Source organism: Nocardia sp. NPDC004168 (assembly GCF_040610355.1).
Lineage (GTDB): Bacteria > Actinomycetota > Actinomycetes > Mycobacteriales > Mycobacteriaceae > Nocardia > Nocardia sichangensis.
The window spans coordinates 323,143-339,973 of record NZ_JBEXME010000003.1; the positions used below are offsets into that span (position 1 = coordinate 323,143).

The 16,831-nt window shown below is 69.3% G+C and carries 15 protein-coding genes; 7 read left to right on the plus strand and 8 right to left on the minus strand.

Annotated features, from left to right (window positions below):
- Positions 1 to 96: 96 nt before the first annotated feature.
- From ABZW96_RS08560 to ABZW96_RS08570, 3 genes are all read left to right on the plus strand, one after another.
- Entirely contained in the window at positions 97 to 534 is a 438-nt protein-coding gene (locus ABZW96_RS08560; protein WP_355072666.1) for an anti-sigma factor, read from the plus strand.
- Positions 527 to 1,336, plus strand: coding sequence for an RNA polymerase sigma factor SigF (locus tag ABZW96_RS08565; protein ID WP_355072668.1), 810 nt, complete (start codon positions 527 to 529; stop codon positions 1,334 to 1,336). Before ABZW96_RS08560 ends, ABZW96_RS08565 begins: the two co-directional genes overlap by 8 nt.
- Before the next feature lie 153 nt (positions 1,337 to 1,489).
- The gene (locus ABZW96_RS08570) at positions 1,490 to 3,607 is read left to right on the plus strand and encodes an MMPL family transporter (protein ID WP_355072670.1); all 2,118 of its coding nucleotides are present in this window, start codon (positions 1,490 to 1,492) and stop codon (positions 3,605 to 3,607) included.
- Here the strand turns inward: ABZW96_RS08570 and ABZW96_RS08575 are convergent.
- The 7 genes from ABZW96_RS08575 to ABZW96_RS08605 all read right to left on the minus strand — a co-directional run bounded on the left by ABZW96_RS08575 (position 3,568) and on the right by ABZW96_RS08605 (position 9,934).
- Positions 3,568 to 4,395 (minus strand): sterol desaturase family protein, encoded by an 828-nt coding sequence (locus ABZW96_RS08575; RefSeq protein ID WP_355072672.1) that lies wholly within the window; start codon positions 4,393 to 4,395, stop codon positions 3,568 to 3,570. The genes ABZW96_RS08570 and ABZW96_RS08575 overlap by 40 nt on opposite strands.
- Before the next feature lie 4 nt (positions 4,396 to 4,399).
- Positions 4,400 to 5,113 carry a GntR family transcriptional regulator gene (locus ABZW96_RS08580; RefSeq protein WP_355072674.1) on the minus strand — a complete coding sequence of 238 codons (714 nt, stop codon included), beginning with the start codon at positions 5,111 to 5,113 and terminating at the stop codon, positions 4,400 to 4,402.
- A gap of 206 nt (positions 5,114 to 5,319) precedes the next feature.
- Positions 5,320 to 5,493 (minus strand): CsbD family protein, encoded by a 174-nt coding sequence (locus ABZW96_RS08585; RefSeq protein WP_355072675.1) that lies wholly within the window; start codon positions 5,491 to 5,493, stop codon positions 5,320 to 5,322.
- A 201-nt stretch (positions 5,494 to 5,694) separates the two neighbouring features.
- Complete coding sequence (locus ABZW96_RS08590; protein WP_355072677.1) at positions 5,695 to 6,522, minus strand: hypothetical protein; 828 nt, start codon at positions 6,520 to 6,522, stop codon at positions 5,695 to 5,697.
- Between the two features lie 334 nt (positions 6,523 to 6,856).
- The gene (locus ABZW96_RS08595) at positions 6,857 to 8,152 is read right to left on the minus strand and encodes a bifunctional o-acetylhomoserine/o-acetylserine sulfhydrylase (protein WP_355072679.1); all 1,296 of its coding nucleotides are present in this window, start codon (positions 8,150 to 8,152) and stop codon (positions 6,857 to 6,859) included.
- A gap of 45 nt (positions 8,153 to 8,197) precedes the next feature.
- Positions 8,198 to 8,713, minus strand: a complete 516-nt coding sequence (locus tag ABZW96_RS08600) for an OsmC family protein (RefSeq protein ID WP_355072680.1) — start codon at positions 8,711 to 8,713, stop codon at positions 8,198 to 8,200.
- Positions 8,714 to 8,794: 81 nt separating this feature from the next.
- Complete coding sequence (locus ABZW96_RS08605) at positions 8,795 to 9,934, minus strand: AI-2E family transporter (protein ID WP_355072682.1); 1,140 nt, start codon at positions 9,932 to 9,934, stop codon at positions 8,795 to 8,797.
- Between the two features lie 147 nt (positions 9,935 to 10,081).
- On the opposite strand from ABZW96_RS08605, the gene ABZW96_RS08610 reads away from it, so the two are divergent.
- Positions 10,082 to 11,542 (plus strand): SDR family oxidoreductase, encoded by a 1,461-nt coding sequence (locus tag ABZW96_RS08610; RefSeq protein WP_355072683.1) that lies wholly within the window; start codon positions 10,082 to 10,084, stop codon positions 11,540 to 11,542.
- An 18-nt stretch (positions 11,543 to 11,560) separates the two neighbouring features.
- On the opposite strand, the gene ABZW96_RS08615 is transcribed toward ABZW96_RS08610, so the two are convergent.
- The gene (locus tag ABZW96_RS08615) at positions 11,561 to 12,622 is read right to left on the minus strand and encodes an alpha/beta hydrolase family protein (protein ID WP_355072684.1); all 1,062 of its coding nucleotides are present in this window, start codon (positions 12,620 to 12,622) and stop codon (positions 11,561 to 11,563) included.
- 235 nt (positions 12,623 to 12,857) lie between these two features.
- On the opposite strand from ABZW96_RS08615, the gene ABZW96_RS08620 reads away from it, so the two are divergent.
- From ABZW96_RS08620 to ABZW96_RS08630, 3 genes are read left to right on the plus strand one after another with little or no spacing between them, the layout of a single operon-like run.
- Positions 12,858 to 14,279, plus strand: a complete 1,422-nt coding sequence (locus ABZW96_RS08620; protein ID WP_355072685.1) for a condensation domain-containing protein — start codon at positions 12,858 to 12,860, stop codon at positions 14,277 to 14,279.
- Positions 14,276 to 15,916, plus strand: a complete 1,641-nt coding sequence (locus ABZW96_RS08625; RefSeq protein WP_355072687.1) for an MFS transporter — start codon at positions 14,276 to 14,278, stop codon at positions 15,914 to 15,916. Before ABZW96_RS08620 ends, ABZW96_RS08625 begins: the two co-directional genes overlap by 4 nt.
- A complete protein-coding gene (locus ABZW96_RS08630) occupies positions 15,913 to 16,812 on the plus strand; it encodes a glucosyl-3-phosphoglycerate synthase (RefSeq protein ID WP_355072689.1) in 900 nt (299 codons plus the stop codon). The genes ABZW96_RS08625 and ABZW96_RS08630 overlap by 4 nt, the downstream gene beginning before the upstream one ends.
- The last annotated feature ends 19 nt before the right edge of the window (positions 16,813 to 16,831 follow it).

Below are 16,831 nucleotides of genomic sequence, written 5' to 3' on the forward strand. Positions count from 1 at the left end.
AAGACGCGCGCGCCGAGCCGTGGCCGATCGAGTTCACTACGGAGGAGGGCGTAGGCTTGGCGCTCCGACGGACGGCGCGACTTCTGGGAGCGGTGCATGAGCAAGGGTGAGGGGACTCCTCCCGCTACGACGCGGACCGGCACGATCAGCGTGCGGGTGCCCGCGGTGTCCGAACAGCTCGCGATGTTGCGTGCCTTGGCCGAGACCGTCGTGCTCATGGCCGATTTCGGCATCGACGAGGTGACCGACATCCGGCTGGCCCTCGACGAGGTGGCCAGCGCCCTGGTGCTGGACGCGGTGGACGGGGCGGAGCTGGAGTGCGCGTTCGGCTTCGAGGACGACGCGGTGGAGGTGCGCGTCTCCACCGTCACGGTGTCGGACGCCAGCCCGGACGAGTCCGGCTTCGGCTGGCACATCGTGGCGACGCTCACGGATTCGGTCTCGGCCACCCGAGGCGCACACGACTCCGCTGTGGGCGGCTACCCGACCGTCGTCGACTTCCGTTGGGTGCGCGGCGGCTCGAATAATGAGTAGCGAGTCGAATCAGGTCGCTTCCAAGCGCAAATCGCGGGGAGACACCTACGACAATATCGAGCCGCTCTTCGCCGAACTGGCCGCGCTGGCCCCGGACGATCCACGCCGGGACGCCGTGCGCACCGAGCTGATCGAACGTTGCCTGCCGCTGGCCGAACACATCGCCCGCAAGTTCAGCGGCCGCGGCGAGAGCTTCGAGGACCTGTTGCAGATCGCTCGGGTGGGCATGCTCGCCGCCGTCGACCGCTTCGATCCGGGGCACGGCGCGACCTTCCTGTCGTTCGCGGTGCCGACGATCATGGGTGAAGTGCGCAGGCATTTCCGCGACTACGCCTGGTCGGTGCGAGTGCCAAGGCGGCTCAAGGAGATCCAGTCCACCATCGGTCCGACGGTGGAGATCCTGTCGCAGCGGCTGGGCCGGATGCCGCGGGCACGGGAGATCGCCGAGGAACTGGGCGCGGACCTGAACGAGGTGACCCAGGCGCTCATCGCCCGCAACGCCTACCAGACCTCCTCGATCGACGCCGCCTCGGACACCGACGACTCCGAATCCGGCGGTCCCTCGCTGCTGGACTCGCTCGGCGCCGAAGACCCGGACTTCAGCACCGTGGAGAACTACCTGGCGGTCAAGCCGCTGCTGGCGGCTCTGCCGGAACGTGAGAAGCAGGTGCTGGTGATGCGCTTCTTCGACTCGATGTCCCAGGAGCAGATCGCCCAGCGCATCGGATGTTCGCAGATGCAGGTCTCACGGATTCTGTCGAAAACCTTGAAATCGCTGCGCGAGCAGGCGCTGCGGGACTGACCCGCGCCCCGGCGGAGGCGTTCACTCGCCGGTCAGCCCGTGGTGATGCTCGCGCATCGCGTGGACGACGGCGACCGGCACGCGGTGCGCGGCGCGCGGGTCCGCGTCGGGCAGTTCGGCCATCGCGGCTCGGTTTCTGAGAGAGTTGGCGGGGTGAGCGCTTGGGATCGCTATGCGTCGGTGGTGACCGCCCGGACCTCGTGGGTGCTGCTCGTGGTGCTCGCCGCGGCCTCCGTCGGCCTGATCGGCGCGGTGGGCGAGAACGAGTCCGCCGGGCAGGCCCCTACCGCGCTACCGGCCTCAGCCGAATCGGCGCGAGTCGAACAGGCGCTCGAGGAGTTCCCGGACGCGGGGTCGGCCGCCGCGATCATCGTGGTGACGCGCGCCGATGACGGCGAACTGACCGATGACGACCGCAACGCCACCGTGGCGGCGGTCACGCGCGCGTCGGGACGGACACCCGGCCCGAGCGACCTGCTCGCTTCGCCGGACCGGAAAGCGGCGATCGGGCAAGTGCCCGTGGACGCCGACCTGAGCGGATTCCCGCTGACCGACCGGATCGGGGACATCCGTGCCGTCGCGCGGGAGGGCCTGCCCGAGGGACTCGTCCTGCAGGTCACCGGCGGTCCGGCGTTCGGCGCCGACATCGCCGACTCGTTCTCCGGCGCCAACGTCACCCTGCTGGCGGTGACCGCGATGGTCGTCGCCGTGCTGCTGATCGCGACGTACCGCTCCCCGGTGCTGTGGCTGGTGCCGCTCGCGGTGGTCGGCGCGGCCGATCGGGTGGCCACCGGCGCCGGAACCGCGCTGGCGCGTGTGACCGCCCTGACCTTCGACGGCTCGACCTCCGGTGTCACGAGTGTGCTGGTGTTCGGTGCGGGCACCAACTACGCGCTGCTGCTGGTGTCGCGTTATCGGGACGAACTGCATCGGGAAGCCGACCACCGCACGGCATTGCGACACGCGGTGCGGCGCGCCGGGCCCGCGATCCTGGCCAGCAACGTCACGGTGGTCGCCGCCCTGCTCGTGCTGGTGCTCGCCTCCGTGCCCAGCACGCGCAGTCTCGGTGTGATGGCCGCGCTGGGATTGCTGGTCGCGGTGGTGTTCGTCCTGCTCGCGCTGCCCGCCGCGCTCGCGTTGTGCGGACGCAACGTGTTCTGGCCGTTCGTGCCGGAGGCCGACGATCGCGATACGGCGAACGAGGGCGTCTGGCACGCGGTCGCCGCGTGGGTGGTGCGCAGGCCGGCGGTGGTCGCCGGAACCGCGCTCGTGGTGCTGGCCATCTGCGCGACCGGATTGCTGTCGACGCAGGTGGGCCTGTCGCAGACCGAGCAGTTCCGGGTTCGCGCGGAGTCGGTGGAGGGATTCGACGCCCTCGCTCGGCATTTCCCCTCCGGCGCTTCCGATCCCGCGATCGTCCTCGCGCGCAGCGACGCGGTGGTGGAGGTCGACGCGGCGTTCCACCGCACGGAGGGCGTGGTGATGACCTGGCAGACCGGCACCTCGCCGACCGGGCTGACCCGGTGGGCCGTGGTGATCGACGCGCCGCCGTCTTCCGCACGTGCCTTCGACACGATCGAGGCGCTGCGCGCATCGGTGGCCCAGGTGCCGGGCGCCGGCGCGATCGTCGGCGGCACCGATGCCCAGGCGCTGGACGTCCAGACGGCCGCGAGCCGCGACCGCAAGCTGATCATTCCGCTGATCCTGGTCGTCGTGCTGGTGGTGCTGCTGGTGCTGCTGCGTGCGGTGCCTGCCGCGTTGCTGCTCGTCGCGGTCACGGTGTTGAGCGCGCTGGCGGCGCTCGGGCTGGGCAGCTGGATGAGCGAGCACGTGTTCGGGTTCCCGGCGCTGGACATCAGCGTGCCGCTGTTCGCGTTCCTGTTCCTGGTCGCGCTCGGCGTCGACTACACGATCTTCTTGGTGACCAGGGCCCGCGAGGAGACTCCGGGCCACGGCACCACGCATGGCATGGTGCGGGCGGTGTCGGTGACCGGCGCGGTGATCACCAGTGCGGGCATCGTGCTCGCGGCGGTGTTCTGCGTGCTCGGCGTGCTCCCGCTGATCACCCTGACTCAAGTCGGCATCGTGGTGGGCCTCGGCATCCTGCTGGACACGTTCGTCGTGCGCACGGTGGTGATCCCCGCGCTGTTCAGCCTGATCGGGCGGAAGATCTGGTGGCCGAGCGAGCTGCGGCTCGTCGAGGAGGAGGGCGACGGGCGCGGCGGCGCGGATCAGTCGGCGGGCGCCCAGCCCGGGCCGCGGAACAAGTAGCCGCCGCGGGCGCGCCACGAGGGCGCGCTACGCAGGTCCCGCCAGATCGAGGCGAACTCGTGGGTGGCGACCTTCGCCGGATTGAACGTCTCGATGTTCTTGGTCAGCCCGTAGCGGACGCGTTCGTCCTCCGGCTCGAAGGTGCCGAACAGCCGATCCCAGATGATCAGGATGCCGCCGTAGTTCTTGTCCAGGTAGCGATCGTTGGAGCCGTGGTGCACCCGGTGATGGGACGGGGTGTTGAACACGAATTCCACGGGACGCCACAGCGTCGCGACCCGCTCGGTGTGGATGAAGAACTGGTAGACGAGGCTGACCGACTGTTGCAGCAGGATCATCCAGGGCGGGAAACCGGCCAGCGCCAGCGGCAACCAATAGGGCAGCGAGCTGAACGGGGTCCACGGCTGGCGCAGCGCGGTGGAGAGGTTGTAGAACTCGCTGGAGTGGTGCACCACGTGGCTGGCCCAGAACACGCGCACCGTGTGGTGCGTGCGGTGATACCAGTAGTAGGCGATCTCGTCGGCGAAGAACAGCGCGACCCAGGTCAGCGGATGGTCCGTCGGGAGATGGAACGGGGCGGCCAGGTACGCCGCGGCGTACACCGCGACGACCGCGAGTTTCCAGCCGAGGTTCACCACCACGTTCCCCAGCCCCATGAGCACGCTGGTGCGCGCGTCGCGGAACTGGTAGCCGAGTTGGTCGTCGTCGGGCAGCAGGTGGAAGGAGGCCGCTTCGAGGGCAAGGCAGAGCACGAAAACTGGTATGGCGTGGGCGATCAGGTCGAACAATGGGTCAATCTTTCGGTGCTGCTTGGGCGTCCACCAGGCGGGTGAGCAGGGCGTAGGCGGTGTCGTAGGCCGCGGCCGAATCGCGGCGGGCAATGTGTTCCGCGAGCGCGCGATGGGCGCCGGGATCGATGTATTCCTTGTTCAGGCCCAGTTCGGCGACGACTTCCATCCCGATCCCGAAATAGCCGGAGACCAGGGTGTTCAACGCCAGCCGGTAGGCGAGATTGCCGGAGCCGTCCAGGATCGCCACCCAGAACGCCAGATCGGCATCGACCACGGCGCCGAACGGGGCGGTGGCGTCCGGATAGGCCGCGGCGGCGCGTTGCACCGTCGCCAGTTGGTCGGCGTCGGCGTGCTCGGCGCACAACCGGGCCGCGTCGGCGGCGACCGAACGCCGCATCACCGCGATGTCGTGCAGGATCCGTCTGGCCGGTACCGCGCCGGAGCGAGTGAGCGCGGTCAGGATGTCCAGGCCCGCGTGCGAGCGCCAGTCGAGAACCCGGGTCTTGCCACCGGGCGTGACGCGGACCAGCCCGCTCTGCTGTACGCGCTTGAGCGCTTCGCGGACGGCGTGGCGGTTCACCTGGAACATCTCGGCCAGCTCGCGCTCGGAGGGGAGCGTCGCCTCGGGGGCGAGTTTGCCGCTCAGGATGGCGTCGATGATCTGGCCGAAGACCGTATCGGAGACGGCGGTGCGGGCGACCGCGGCGAATTCCATGTCACCGAGTCTCGCGTATGGCGGTCAACAGGTCAACTGGTTGGACCAGTTCCTGGAAAGAAAGGCGGATGCCCGCTTTATGCGGCCATCCGCCTACGACCTATCTGCCTCCGCTTTCGCTCGGCCGTGCGCGGTGCTACCCCGCGTTCGCTACGGCCGTGCGCGGCGCCAGGCACGGACAACGTCCGACAGCGCATGTGCAGCGGTCAGTGCCGGAAGGCGTCCTTGACCTTCTCGCCGGCGTCCTTCAGGTCGGACTTGATCTGGTCGGTGCGGCCTTCGTCGCGCTTCCCCCGGTCACCCTTGGCCTCGCCGAGCTTTTCTTTGGCCTGACCAGCGACTTTATCGGTCTTGTTCTTCGCCTTGTCGACTGCGCTCATGTCACAACCTCCCTTTGAAGCGACCGGCCGGCCATCTTCAGCCGGTCTTCTCGGCAGTAGCCCGTAATCGGGCGGCCAAACATCGGCCATTCCTCGTAAAAGCGGAAGACCCGGCGGGAAACCGGGTCTTCGCGGAAATCGTGCGTATTCGAAATCGCCGCCGAATCCGCATGCTGCGTGCGGTCTCCGGCGCGCCGGGAATTACGCGGCCGGAACCGTGGGCGGTGTCAGAAGGCCTTGCAGCACACCGACACCCGCGCCGAGGGCCGCGCCGACGGCGATGGCAGGGGAGGCGACGAATCCATAACCGATGGCGGCGCCGAAGGCCATGACGGCCACCGTCCCGGTCGGAAACATCGGCAGGCCCGCGATGGCGCCGCAGATGGCGCCGATGACCGCTCCGATCGAGGCGACCGGCGCGGCCACCATGCTGCCCGCCGAGGCGCCGATGGCGGTGGAGCCGATCAGGTCGGCGGCGATGCGATCGGAACGCGACGGATCGAAGCCCGCCGAATCCAGGGTCTGCGCGATGCCTGCTTCCGGGCCCGCGATCGCGTCGTTGAACATCTTGCCCTGCTCGGGAGTCATGAAGTCCGGGCGGCCGATCACCACCGAACCCACGCGCAGCGTGCCGGGCGGCGCCTCGATCGGCGCGACCGCGGGAGCCGGGGCGGCGGGGTTGGGCAGGTGCAGCCGCTGCGGCTCGATCGGCGCGAGCAGGTTCGGATCCGGCATCGGCCGGTTGACGCTCAGGTCGTTGCGGCCCGCGGAAACCGGGGGCGCGGGCGGAAAAGCCTCGGGCGGAAAGGCTCCGGGGTCCGCGGGATCGGCCGCCGGGGTGATGAGGCCAGGGCCGGGCGCCGGGGCGAACGGGATCTGGACGGAGATCTGCGGCAACAGCGGGTCGGCGGTGGCGGTCGCGGCGGCGCCGACCAAGGACAACGGAATGGCGCCCGCGACGACCAGAGTGGCGGCGCGGCGGAAGAACGGGTGTGCTGGAGTTTCGATTTCGGGTACTGCTATGCCCATGGACTTACCCACCTCATTCTGAAGAGGACATGTACCTACCCTTCTAGTTCGATTCAGAAAGCCCCACGGATGCGCGGAAGTTCGAATTATTTTCCATTGCGGCGAAACGCGCCCCTGCCAATCGAATCCGCGTGACAGCGCCGAATAGTCCTGTCGCTGTGGTCAACCGATCGCGACTGCGCGACTGCCGGTTTTCTTCAACCGAAATCAGGGAAACCACCCCCGAAACGGGGCCTTGCCCCGCTGTGCGGGTCCCGAGCCACGCAGCGGCCTGATCAAGAGCCCATCCGATCCCCGACGTGCCCCGCCGGGCACACCCGGCGGGGCCAACGCGTCAGGATGCCGCGTCGAATCCGGCGCGCAGGTCGGCGAGGATGTCGTCGATTCCCTCGATGCCGACCGCGAGTCGGACCAGGCCGGGGGTGACGCCCGCGGCCAGTTGCTCTTCCGGCGTCAGTTGCGAGTGGGTGGTGGAGGCCGGGTGGATCACCAGCGAGCGGACGTCGCCGATGTTGGCCACGTGGCTGTGCAGGCGCAGCGCCTCGACGAACCGCTTGCCCGCGTCCACGCCGCCCGCCAGCTCGAAGCCGATCACCGCGCCGGTGCCCTTCGGGGCGAGGGCGCGGCCGCGCTCGTACCACGGCGACGACGGCAGGCCCGCGTAGGACACCGAGGTGACTTCCGAACGGGTGGTGAGGAATTCGGCCACCGCCTGCGCGTTCTGCACGTGCCGCTCCACCCGCAGACTCAGCGTCTCCAGGCCCTGGCTGATCAGGAACGCGTTGAACGGCGAGACCGCCGAGCCGAGGTCGCGCAGCAGTTGCACGCGCGCCTTCAACGCGTAGGCGGGCGCGCCGAGTTCGGCGTACACGACACCGTGGTAGCTCGGGTCGGGTTCGGTGAAGCCGGGGAAGCGGCCGCCGGTCCAGTCGAACTTGCCGCCGTCCACGATCACGCCCGCGATGGCCGCGCCGTGTCCGCCGAGGTACTTGGTGGCCGAGTGCACGACGATGTCGGCGCCATGGGCCAGCGGCTGGATCAGGTACGGCGTGGCGACGGTGTTGTCCACGATCAACGGCACACCGTTGTCGTGGGCGACGCCCGCGATCCCCGGGATGTCGAGGATGTGGTTCTGCGGGTTGGAGATCGTTTCGCCGTACAGCGCCTTGGTGTTCGGGCGGATGGCGGCTTTCCACTGCTCGAGGTCGTCGGGGTCGTCGACGAACGAGACCTCGATGCCGAGCTTGGGCAGCGAGTAGTGAAAGAGATTGTAGGTGCCGCCGTAGAGCCGGGGGCTGGACACGATGTGGTCGCCCGCTCCGGCGATGTTGAGGATCGCGAAGGTCTCCGCGGCCTGCCCGGAGGCCAGCAGCAGAGCGGCCACGCCGCCTTCCAGGGCGGCGATGCGCTGCTCCACCGCGTCCTGGGTCGGGTTCATGATCCGGGTGTAGATGTTGCCGGGCTCGGCCAGACCGAACAGCGCCGCCGCGTGCGCGGTGTCGCGGAAGGTGTAGGAGGTGGTCTGGTAGATCGGCAGGGCGCGGGCGTTGGTTGTGCCGTCCGGAATCTGTCCGACGTGGATCTGCTTCGTCTCGAAGCTCCAGTCCTGCGACAGGTCGGGTTCGGTCATCGGGAAGGTCCTCCTGGTGAGTGATCGAGCTGGTTGGGACGGCGGCTAATCGGTGATCAGCCTGGTGTCGACCGGAGTGCGCCCGGTCGTGAGATCCAGTACGGGGCAGTGCGCGTCGACGGCCTGCTGGAGTTCGGCATAGCGCTGCTCGGTCTCGGGCCCGCTGAGGCGGACGGTCACCCGCACCGCCTGGAAGCCGGGGCGTACGTTCTCATCCAAGCCGAAGAACCCGCGCACGTCGAGATCGCCTTCGGCGCTCACCGCCAGTTCGTCGATCGTGATGCCGAGGCGCTGGGCCCAGAACCGATAGGTCACCACTTGACAGGCGATGAGCGACGCCAGGTACACCTCGACCGGATTGGGCGCGGTGTCCGCGCCGCCGAGCGCGGGTGGTTCGTCCACGCGCACGGTGTGCCTACCGAGCGTGATCGCGCTGCCCACTGTCCCTTCCGGAGTCCCGGAGGCACGGAACACCACCAGCGCGTTCGCCGGGTCGTCGGCGACCGCCTTCGCCGTCGCGTCGGCGATGTCGTTGAGCGGGGTGCCCACATCAGTTGTCATGTCCACTGACGCTAGAAACCGCAGGGGGCGACGGCGATAGTTACATTCGGACTGAGTGCAAGGATGGTGCCCGGTACTGCGTCAGTCCGCGGGTTCGCTCTCCGGTTCCGGCGGTGGCGCGGTGGCCGCGTCGATCTGCTCGCCGAGGTAACGCAGGACCACCGCGGCGATCGCGACGACCGGCACGGCCAGGAACGCGCCGACGATCCCGTAGAGCGAGCCGCCCGCGGTGACCGCGAGCAGCACGATGACCGCGTGCAACTGCATGCTGCGGCTCTGCAACACCGGTTGCAGCACGTTGCCCTCCAGTTGCTGTACGGCCACGACGATGCCGAGCACGATCAGCGCGGTGACGAAGCCGTTGCCCACCAGCGCGACCAGCACCGCGAGGGCGCCCGCGACGAACGCGCCGACCATCGGCACGAATCCGCCGAGGAAGGTGATCACCGCGAGCACCAGCGCCAGCGGTACCCCGAGGATGACCAGACCGGCGCCGATGAGCACCGCGTCGACCAGGCTGACCAGCGCCTGGGTCCGGATGAACCCGCCGAGCACGACCCAGATCCGGCTGAGCACCTCTTCCAGGTGCCTGCCGCCGCGGCTGCCGGAGACGCTGTGCAGCCAGGGCAGGAAACGCGGCCCGTCCTTGACGAAGAAGAAGCTCAGTACCAGCACGAGGAACAGGGTGATCAGCGCCGACGTCGCGGTGGTCACGCCGCTGAATACGCCGGTGGCGATCTGCGCGGAACTCGACTGCAACCGGGACACGATGGCGTCGACCGCCGAATTCAACTGCTCTTCGCGGATTCGCAACGGCGGCCCCTGCAACCAGTCGCGCACCTGGTTGACGCCCGCGCTCGCCTTGTCGGCCAGTTCCGGGACCTGGTCGACCACCGAGGGCACGATCAGCGCGATGACACCGGCGAGCACACCGAGGAAACCGAGCACCGCGAGCGAGGCCGCCGCGGCGGGCGGCAAGCCGCGGGCGGTGAGCCAGCGCACCGGCGGCCACAGCACGGTGGCGATCACGATCGCCAGCGCCACCGGCAGGATCACCACCCACAGCCGGGCGACCAGGAAGCCGAGCACCCACGCGCCCGCCGCGATCGCGACGATGCACACCGCCCACTTGGCCAGCCACAGCAGGCCCACACCGATGACATCACCGCGATCACGCGGCGTGAGTTCGTCCGGTTTGTCGCTTTTGCTGCGTTCGCTCACCGGCCCAGTCTGGCACGCGCCACGAGATCGAGCGGGACTCGTGATCAGGTGACGCGGTCGATTCCGGGTCCTGTGCGCACTGGAGTCGCTGTTTGGCCCCGGCATCCCCGGTCATCACCTGAGCAGGTCATCGGAAGGGTGGTTGCCGTGCGGTGTGTGGTGTTCGGTGCGACCGGCTACATCGGCGGACGACTGGTGCCGGAGTTGCTGCGCGCGGGTCATTCGGTTCGCGTGCTGGCACGCACACCCGGCAAGCTCGCCGAGGCCCCCTGGCGCGATCGCGTCGAAGTGGTGGCGGGCGATGTGACCTCGGCCGCCGACGTGCGCGGCGCGCTGGCGGGGCAGGAGGTGCTGTACTACCTGGTCCATTCGCTGACCCGCGCCGACTTCGACACGGTGGACCGGGGGGCCGCCACGCTGGTCGCGGCCGAGGCGGCGCACGCGGGGCTGACCAGGATCGTCTACTTGGGCGGCATCGTCCCGGGTGCGCAGCGGCTGTCGCGGCACCTGGCCTCCCGCACCGAGGTCGGCGAGATCCTGCAGGCGGGCGCGGTACCCGCCCTGGTGCTGCGGGCCGCGGTGATCATCGGTTCCGGCTCGGCCAGTTTCGAGATGCTGCGCTATCTGACCGAGCGTCTGCCGCTGATGGTCACCCCGCGCTGGGTGCGCAACCGGATCCAGCCGATCGCGGTGCGTGACGTGCTGTATTACCTGACGCGGGCGGCGACGCTGCCCGAAGGCGCGGGCGGCGCGTTCGACATCGGCGGCCCGGACGTGCTGACCTACCTGCAGATGATGCGCGCCTACGCCGAAGTGGCCCAGCTGCCGCGACGGCTGATCGTGCCGGTGCCGGTGCTGACGCCGTGGTTGTCGGCGCAGTGGGTGAATCTGGTGACCCCGGTGCCGCGCGCGATCGCCGTTCCGCTCATGGAGTCGCTGATCAACGACGTGGTCTGCCGCGACCACGCGATCGCGGGCCTCATCCCGGACCCACCGGACGGACCGACCGGTTACCGCAGAGCAGTCGCGTTGGCGCTGGAGAAGATTCGCGATCTGGACGTACCGACCAGGTGGTCGGACGCCCATCCGCCGGGCGCGCCGTCGGACCCGCTGCCCACCGACCCGGCGTGGTCGGGCGGGTCGCTGTACCGGGACGTGCGCGAACGCCACACCGATGCCGACCCCGCGACGCTGTGGCGGGTGATCGAGGCTATCGGGGGCGAGCACGGCTGGTATTCCTTCCCGCTGGCCTGGTCACTGCGCGGTTGGATCGACCGGCTCGCCGGCGGCGTCGGTCTCGGCCGTGGACGCCGCGATCCACACCGGCTGCACGAAGGGGAGGCGCTGGATTGGTGGCGGGTGGAGCGGATCGAACGACCTCGGATGCTGCGCCTGCGCGCCGAGATGCGGGTACCGGGACGGGCGTGGCTCGAGCTCGCGGTCGAGCCGGACGGTCCGGGCGCCACCTACCGCCAGTGCGCGGTGTTCGAACCGCACGGACTGGCCGGGCATCTGTACTGGAAATCCATCGCGCCGTTCCACGCGGCCATCTTCGGCGGGATGGCGCGCAATATCACCGGCGCCGCGGAATCTTCCCGCGCGCGGTGACGCGGCCCGCTCGCCTGGCTATCCGGTGGCGGGGGTCGCCAGCGCCGCGGCGATCAGCGGCCACGAGTTGTGCAAGTCCTCTTGCCAGTAGCCCCAGGAGTGCGTGCCGGAGGGACGGAAGTCGAACGTCGCGGGGATGTTCAAGGAACGCAATCGATCGCTCAGGTCGCGAGCGCACTGGTTGATGATCGCCTCCAGGAAGCCGCCGGTGACGAGCTGGCTGACCAGTTTGTCGCGATTGCCGTCGATGCCGGGCCCGTCGGGCCGGTCGAAGGGTCCCGGCATGCCGGTGCCGGTGGAGACGTAGATGGCAGTGCCGCGCAGTTGATCCGCGTGCAGGTACGGGTCGTTGGCGGCCCATCGGGGATCGGTGGGCGGGCCCCACATGTTGAGGGCGTTGCCGCGCCAGCGGGTGACGACGGCGGCGACCATGGCTTGGCCTTGCGGATCGCTGGTGCGGACGCATCCGCTGTAGGAGCCGACGGCTCGATAGAGCCCGGGTGCGTTGAGGGCGAGCTGGAATACCGAGGTGGCCGCCATGGAGATTCCGGCGACGGCGTTGGCGCCGTTGCCGGCGAAAGCGGCGTCGATCAGCGGCGGCAGTTCTCTGGTGAGAAATGTCGTCCAGCGTTGCCTGCCCAGCACCGGATCGTCCGTCCGCCAATCCGCGAAATAACTTCCCTCGCCGCCCATGGGTACGACGACATTCACTTGTTTGTCCCGGAAGAAATCCTCGATATCGGTCCGATCGGTCCAGTTGCTTCCTTCCGAGCCGCCGCTGGCTCCGTTGAGCAGATACAGCGTCGGCGCGGGTGCCGAATTATCCGGTGCGCGGATGACTTTCACCGGGATCGTCGTACCCATCGCGGCGGAATGGATCCGCACGTCGGTCAGCCGACCGGTGCCAGGCTCGATGCCGACCAGTCGGGCGTCATCCGCGGTCACCGTGCCCGGTGTCCGGGCCGTAGGTTCCGCTGTCGCCGCAGGCCAGGCCGGTGACAGCGGTGTAGCGGCGAGCGCGAGCGCGACGGCGATCGAGGTGATGATCGCGCCTGGCCTGCCTGTCGTTCGTGCCCGCACGCAAGACCTCCGAACCTGCTTCGTGCACCGTAGTGGTGGCGAAAGTAGGGCGCGGTCACGATGCCCGGCAAGCGCTCGCGAGCATTCTTGGGAAACTCGACGACCCGCCCGCGCCGTCTGCTGGTGGTGGTCACAAGATTCCGTGCTACCCATGGTCGTCGGATGATCGAAGTCGTTAACTTTCATGGGGGTTCAGCCGAGGATTTCTCCTCGCCGGCACGAATCGAGAACACCTGTGGTCAATTTCGGTTTCATCGACGAATGGCATCCCGCTGCGGGAAAGCTCACCAGTTGGCGCGCGGCACCGGAATCGCTCGCCGCGGCGCGCCGTGCCCCGGCGCATCCGGCGCCGCCGTCACATCAGCAGGAGGAATACCTGCGCACCACATACCGCAATGCCGATGCGGGTTTCCGCGTTTCGCGGGTGTGCATGCTCGCGTTCACGATTCCCGGCGTCCCGGACCATGCCGCGCTCACGCGCACGGTCGACGCTTTCCTGCGCAGGCACGACACGTTCTGGAGCTGGTTCGTCCGCACCCCGGAGGACCGGGTGGAGCGCCGGGTACTCGACCCGGCGGACATCCGGATGGTGCCGACCGAACACGGCGTCCACAGCGAAAGCGACACCATCCGAGCGCACGTCTTCGCCGAGACGCCCGGCCCGCTGGACTGGGACTGCTTCAGTTTCGGCGTCATCGAGCACGCGGAGTCGTTCACGATGTACGCGGCGGTGGATCACCTGCACACCGACGGTGTGGCACAGGCACTGTCGTGCGTAGACCTGCTGACGCTCTACGGCAGCGAATTGTCCGGCGGCAGCCTGACTCTCGCGCCGGTGACCGGCCACATCGCGTACTGCGAGCGCGAGCGCCGCCACAGCGCCGAGCTGACCGCCGACTCACCGCAGATCTCCGTCTGGCTGGATCTGCTGCGGCGCAACGGCGGTGACGTGCCCGGTTTCCCGGTGGACCTGTGGGTCGACGGAGACCAGCACGTCCGGGGCGCGCAGGTGACCACCGTCCTCATCGACGAACCGGGTGCGCTGCGCTTCGAGGAGGCCTGCCGGGCGCGCGATGGCCGGTTCACCGGCGGACTGTTCGCCGCGGCCGCGCTCGCGGAGATCGAATTGGCGGGTGGCGACTGGTATTTCGGTCTCACGCCGGTGAACACGCGCCGCACCGACGGCGAGGCCGCCTCGGTCGGGTGGTACACGAATCTGATCCCGGTGGCCTTCTCTGTGGGCGCCGAGCAGTCTTTCGCGGACGTGGTAGCGGCGGCGCAGCAGGCATATGACCAGGGCAAAGACCTGACCGACGTGTCCTTGCACCGGGCACTGCAACTGGCGCCGCCCGAACTCGGTATCCGCACTCGGCCGGGTTGGAACGCGCGCATGCTGTCCTACCTGGACATTCGCAAAATGGCGGGCGTCGAGATGTTCGACAAGATCGACGGCGGCATGTTCGCCAACCGCGGCAGTTCGCGCGAGGTCTACATCTGGATCAACAGGTTCACCGACGTCACCACCCTCAGCCTGCTGTTCCCCGACACGCCGCAGGCGCACGAGGCGATCGGGCGCTACGTCACCGCCATGCAGGCGATCGTGGCCGACGTCGCCGCGAAAGGCGACCGCGCGGTGCGGGTCGGCGCCCTTCCATGAGTAAGCGGGCGAGCATCGCCACCGGCACGCCTTCGGTGGTCGTCGGCCCGCCGGAGTGGGCCGCGCTGGGCGCGTGCCTGCTCGCGGTGTTCATGCAGATGCTGGACATGACGATCGTCAACACCGCGCTGCCGAGCATCGCCAAGGATCTGGCGGCGCCCGGTTCGGCGCAGGTGTTCGTCGTGGCGGGCTACAGCCTGGCCTTCGCGGGCACACTGATGACCGCCGCGCGGATCGGGGAGTCGATCGGGCGGCGGCGCGTCTTCCTCGGCGCCATGGCGGCGTTCACCATGGCCTCGGTGTGGTGCGGCCTGGCCCACCTGCCCGGCGAGCTGATCGCGGCGCGCGCTGTCCAGGGCCTGTCCGCCGCGGCGATGTCCGCGCAGGTCATCGCCATCATCAGCGCGGTGTTCCCGAAGGGCAAGCAGCCGTTGGCCTTCGGGTTCTACGGCGCGGCCGCCGGTCTGGCGGCCATCGTGGGGCCGTTGCTCGGCGGCGCGGTCATCGCTTCCGATCCGTTCGGCCTGGGCTGGCGCGCGATCTTCCTGCTGAACGTGCCGCTGTGCGTCCTGGGGTTGCTGCTGGCGCACCGGCATCTGCACGTCGGCAGGCCCCCGACCAGGGAACGGCTGGATGTCGCCGGCGCGCTGCTGGCGAGCAGCGGACTGGTCGCCCTGCTGTATCCGCTCGCGGCCGGACGGGCACAACGCTGGCCCCCGCAGCTGTTCGGGCTGCTCGGCGCCGGGCTCGGGCTGCTCGTCGTATTCGTCTGGCATCAGCGCAGGCGGCTGCGGGCCGGGGAAAGCCCGCTGCTGCGGATCGATCTCTTCGCGGACCGGGGTTTCGCGGTCGGCTCCGTGCTCACGCTGCTGTTCTTCGGGATCTTCGCCGCGTTCTTGTTCACCGTGTCGGTGATGGCGCAATCCGGGCTGGGATTCACCGCCTTGCGAACCGGAATCCTGGTGCTGCCTTTCGCGCTCGGCGGCGCGTGTGGCGCGCTCACCTCGCCGATCCTGGTGGCGCGGCTCGGCAGTCGCGGGCTCACCCTCGGGGTGCTGGTGTTCGCGGTCGCCATCGTGGTCATCGCGCTGACCGTCGACCCCGAGGACGCGGCGATCGATCTGGGGCGGCTCGCCGTACCGGTCTTCGCCGCCGGAGCCGGGATGGGGCTGTTCGCCGCGCCGCTGCCCGCGGCCATGATGGCGGGCGTCGCGGAACGGGCGACCGGTTCGGCGTCCGGAACGGTGCCGACCGTGCAGCAGATCGGCAGTTCGCTGGGCGTGGCGGTACTCGGCGCGCTGTTCTTCCGCCGGGTCGACGCCGACACCGACCTCGGCGTCGGTCATGCGAAAGCCGTTCTGGCGGCATCGCTGACGAACTCTCCGGCGACGACCGCCCAGCGCGACGGTGTCGTCACGTCGTTCGCCGACTGCGCCGAATCGGCGCTGCGTTCGCCGACCCCGCACCTCGACGCGCACACCTGTCCCGGCGCGGGGGCCGACGTGGCCGGACAGATCGCCGCCGCGCACACCTTCCTCGCCGCCTGTGTCACTGTGCTGTGGATGGTCGCGGCGATCGCGCTGGTGCTCGTCGTGCTCAGTCTCGCGCTGCCGTCGCGGAACGGGGAGCCACGGTGACGGCAACCGGCGTCGTGCACTACGACCGCGCGTGGTCGCACGACGAGCTACTCGAACGCAAGCGGCACCGCACCGTCTCGGTGGTCGTTCCCGCTCTGAACGAGGAGGACACCGTCGCGGACGTGGTGGCCTCGATCCGTGACCTGGTCGGCACCTTGGTCGACGAGCTGATCGTGCTCGATTCCGGCTCGACCGACCGGACCGCCGCCCGTGCCCGAGCGGCTGGCGCGACCGTCTATTCCCGCGAGCAAGCGCTGCCCGCCGTGCCGCCGTGTCCGGGCAAGGGGGAGGTGCTGTGGCGGTCGCTGGCGGTGGCGTCCGGTGATCTCATCGTGTTCGTCGACGCGGATCTCGTCGCTCCCGACCCGCGGTTCGTGCCGTCGCTGCTCGCACCACTGCTGTCCGACGACCGACTGCGGTTGGTGAAAGGGTTCTACCGCCGCCCGTTCGGCGACGCTCCCGACGGCGGCGGACGCGTCACCCAACTCGTGGCCCGGCCGCTGCTCACCGCGCTCGCGCCGGAGTTGGCCGAGTTGCGTCAGCCGCTGGGCGGCGAGTACGCGGCCACCCGGGAACTGCTGCGGTCGTTGTCGTTCGCACCTGCCTACGGCGTCGAGATCGGCATCCTCATCGACACCTGGCGCAGGCACGGGGCCGGCGCCATCGGGCAGGTCGATCTCGGCGCCCGCGTGCATCGCAATCGGCCGCTGCACGAATTGGCCGAGATGAGCAGGCAGGTGATCGCGACGCTGCTCGACCGGTTCGGAATCCCCGATTCGGGCGTCCCGCTGACGCAATATCTCCCGGACGGCTCGAGCTGGCATGCGGTGCCGGGCGCGGCGCCCGCGGCCGATCGGCCGCCGATGGCCACGCTGAGCGGCACCGGTATCCGCTGACGGCGATGGCGAATTCGGC

Excerpts from the sequence above, each read along its gene's own strand:
- ABZW96_RS08560 (WP_355072666.1), top strand. The coding sequence starts at position 97 with ATGAGCAAGGGTGAGGGGACTCCTCCCGCTACGACGCGGACCGGCACG.
- ABZW96_RS08565 (WP_355072668.1), top strand. The coding sequence starts at position 527 with ATGAGTAGCGAGTCGAATCAGGTCGCTTCCAAGCGCAAATCGCGGGGA.
- ABZW96_RS08580 (WP_355072674.1), bottom strand. The coding sequence starts at position 5,113 with ATGGAATTCGCCGCGGTCGCCCGCACCGCCGTCTCCGATACGGTCTTC.
- ABZW96_RS08585 (WP_355072675.1), bottom strand. The coding sequence starts at position 5,493 with ATGAGCGCAGTCGACAAGGCGAAGAACAAGACCGATAAAGTCGCTGGT.
- ABZW96_RS08590 (WP_355072677.1), bottom strand. The coding sequence starts at position 6,522 with ATGGGCATAGCAGTACCCGAAATCGAAACTCCAGCACACCCGTTCTTC.
- ABZW96_RS08595 (WP_355072679.1), bottom strand. The coding sequence starts at position 8,152 with ATGACCGAACCCGACCTGTCGCAGGACTGGAGCTTCGAGACGAAGCAG.
- ABZW96_RS08600 (WP_355072680.1), bottom strand. The coding sequence starts at position 8,713 with ATGACAACTGATGTGGGCACCCCGCTCAACGACATCGCCGACGCGACG.
- ABZW96_RS08625 (WP_355072687.1), top strand. The coding sequence starts at position 14,276 with ATGAGTAAGCGGGCGAGCATCGCCACCGGCACGCCTTCGGTGGTCGTC.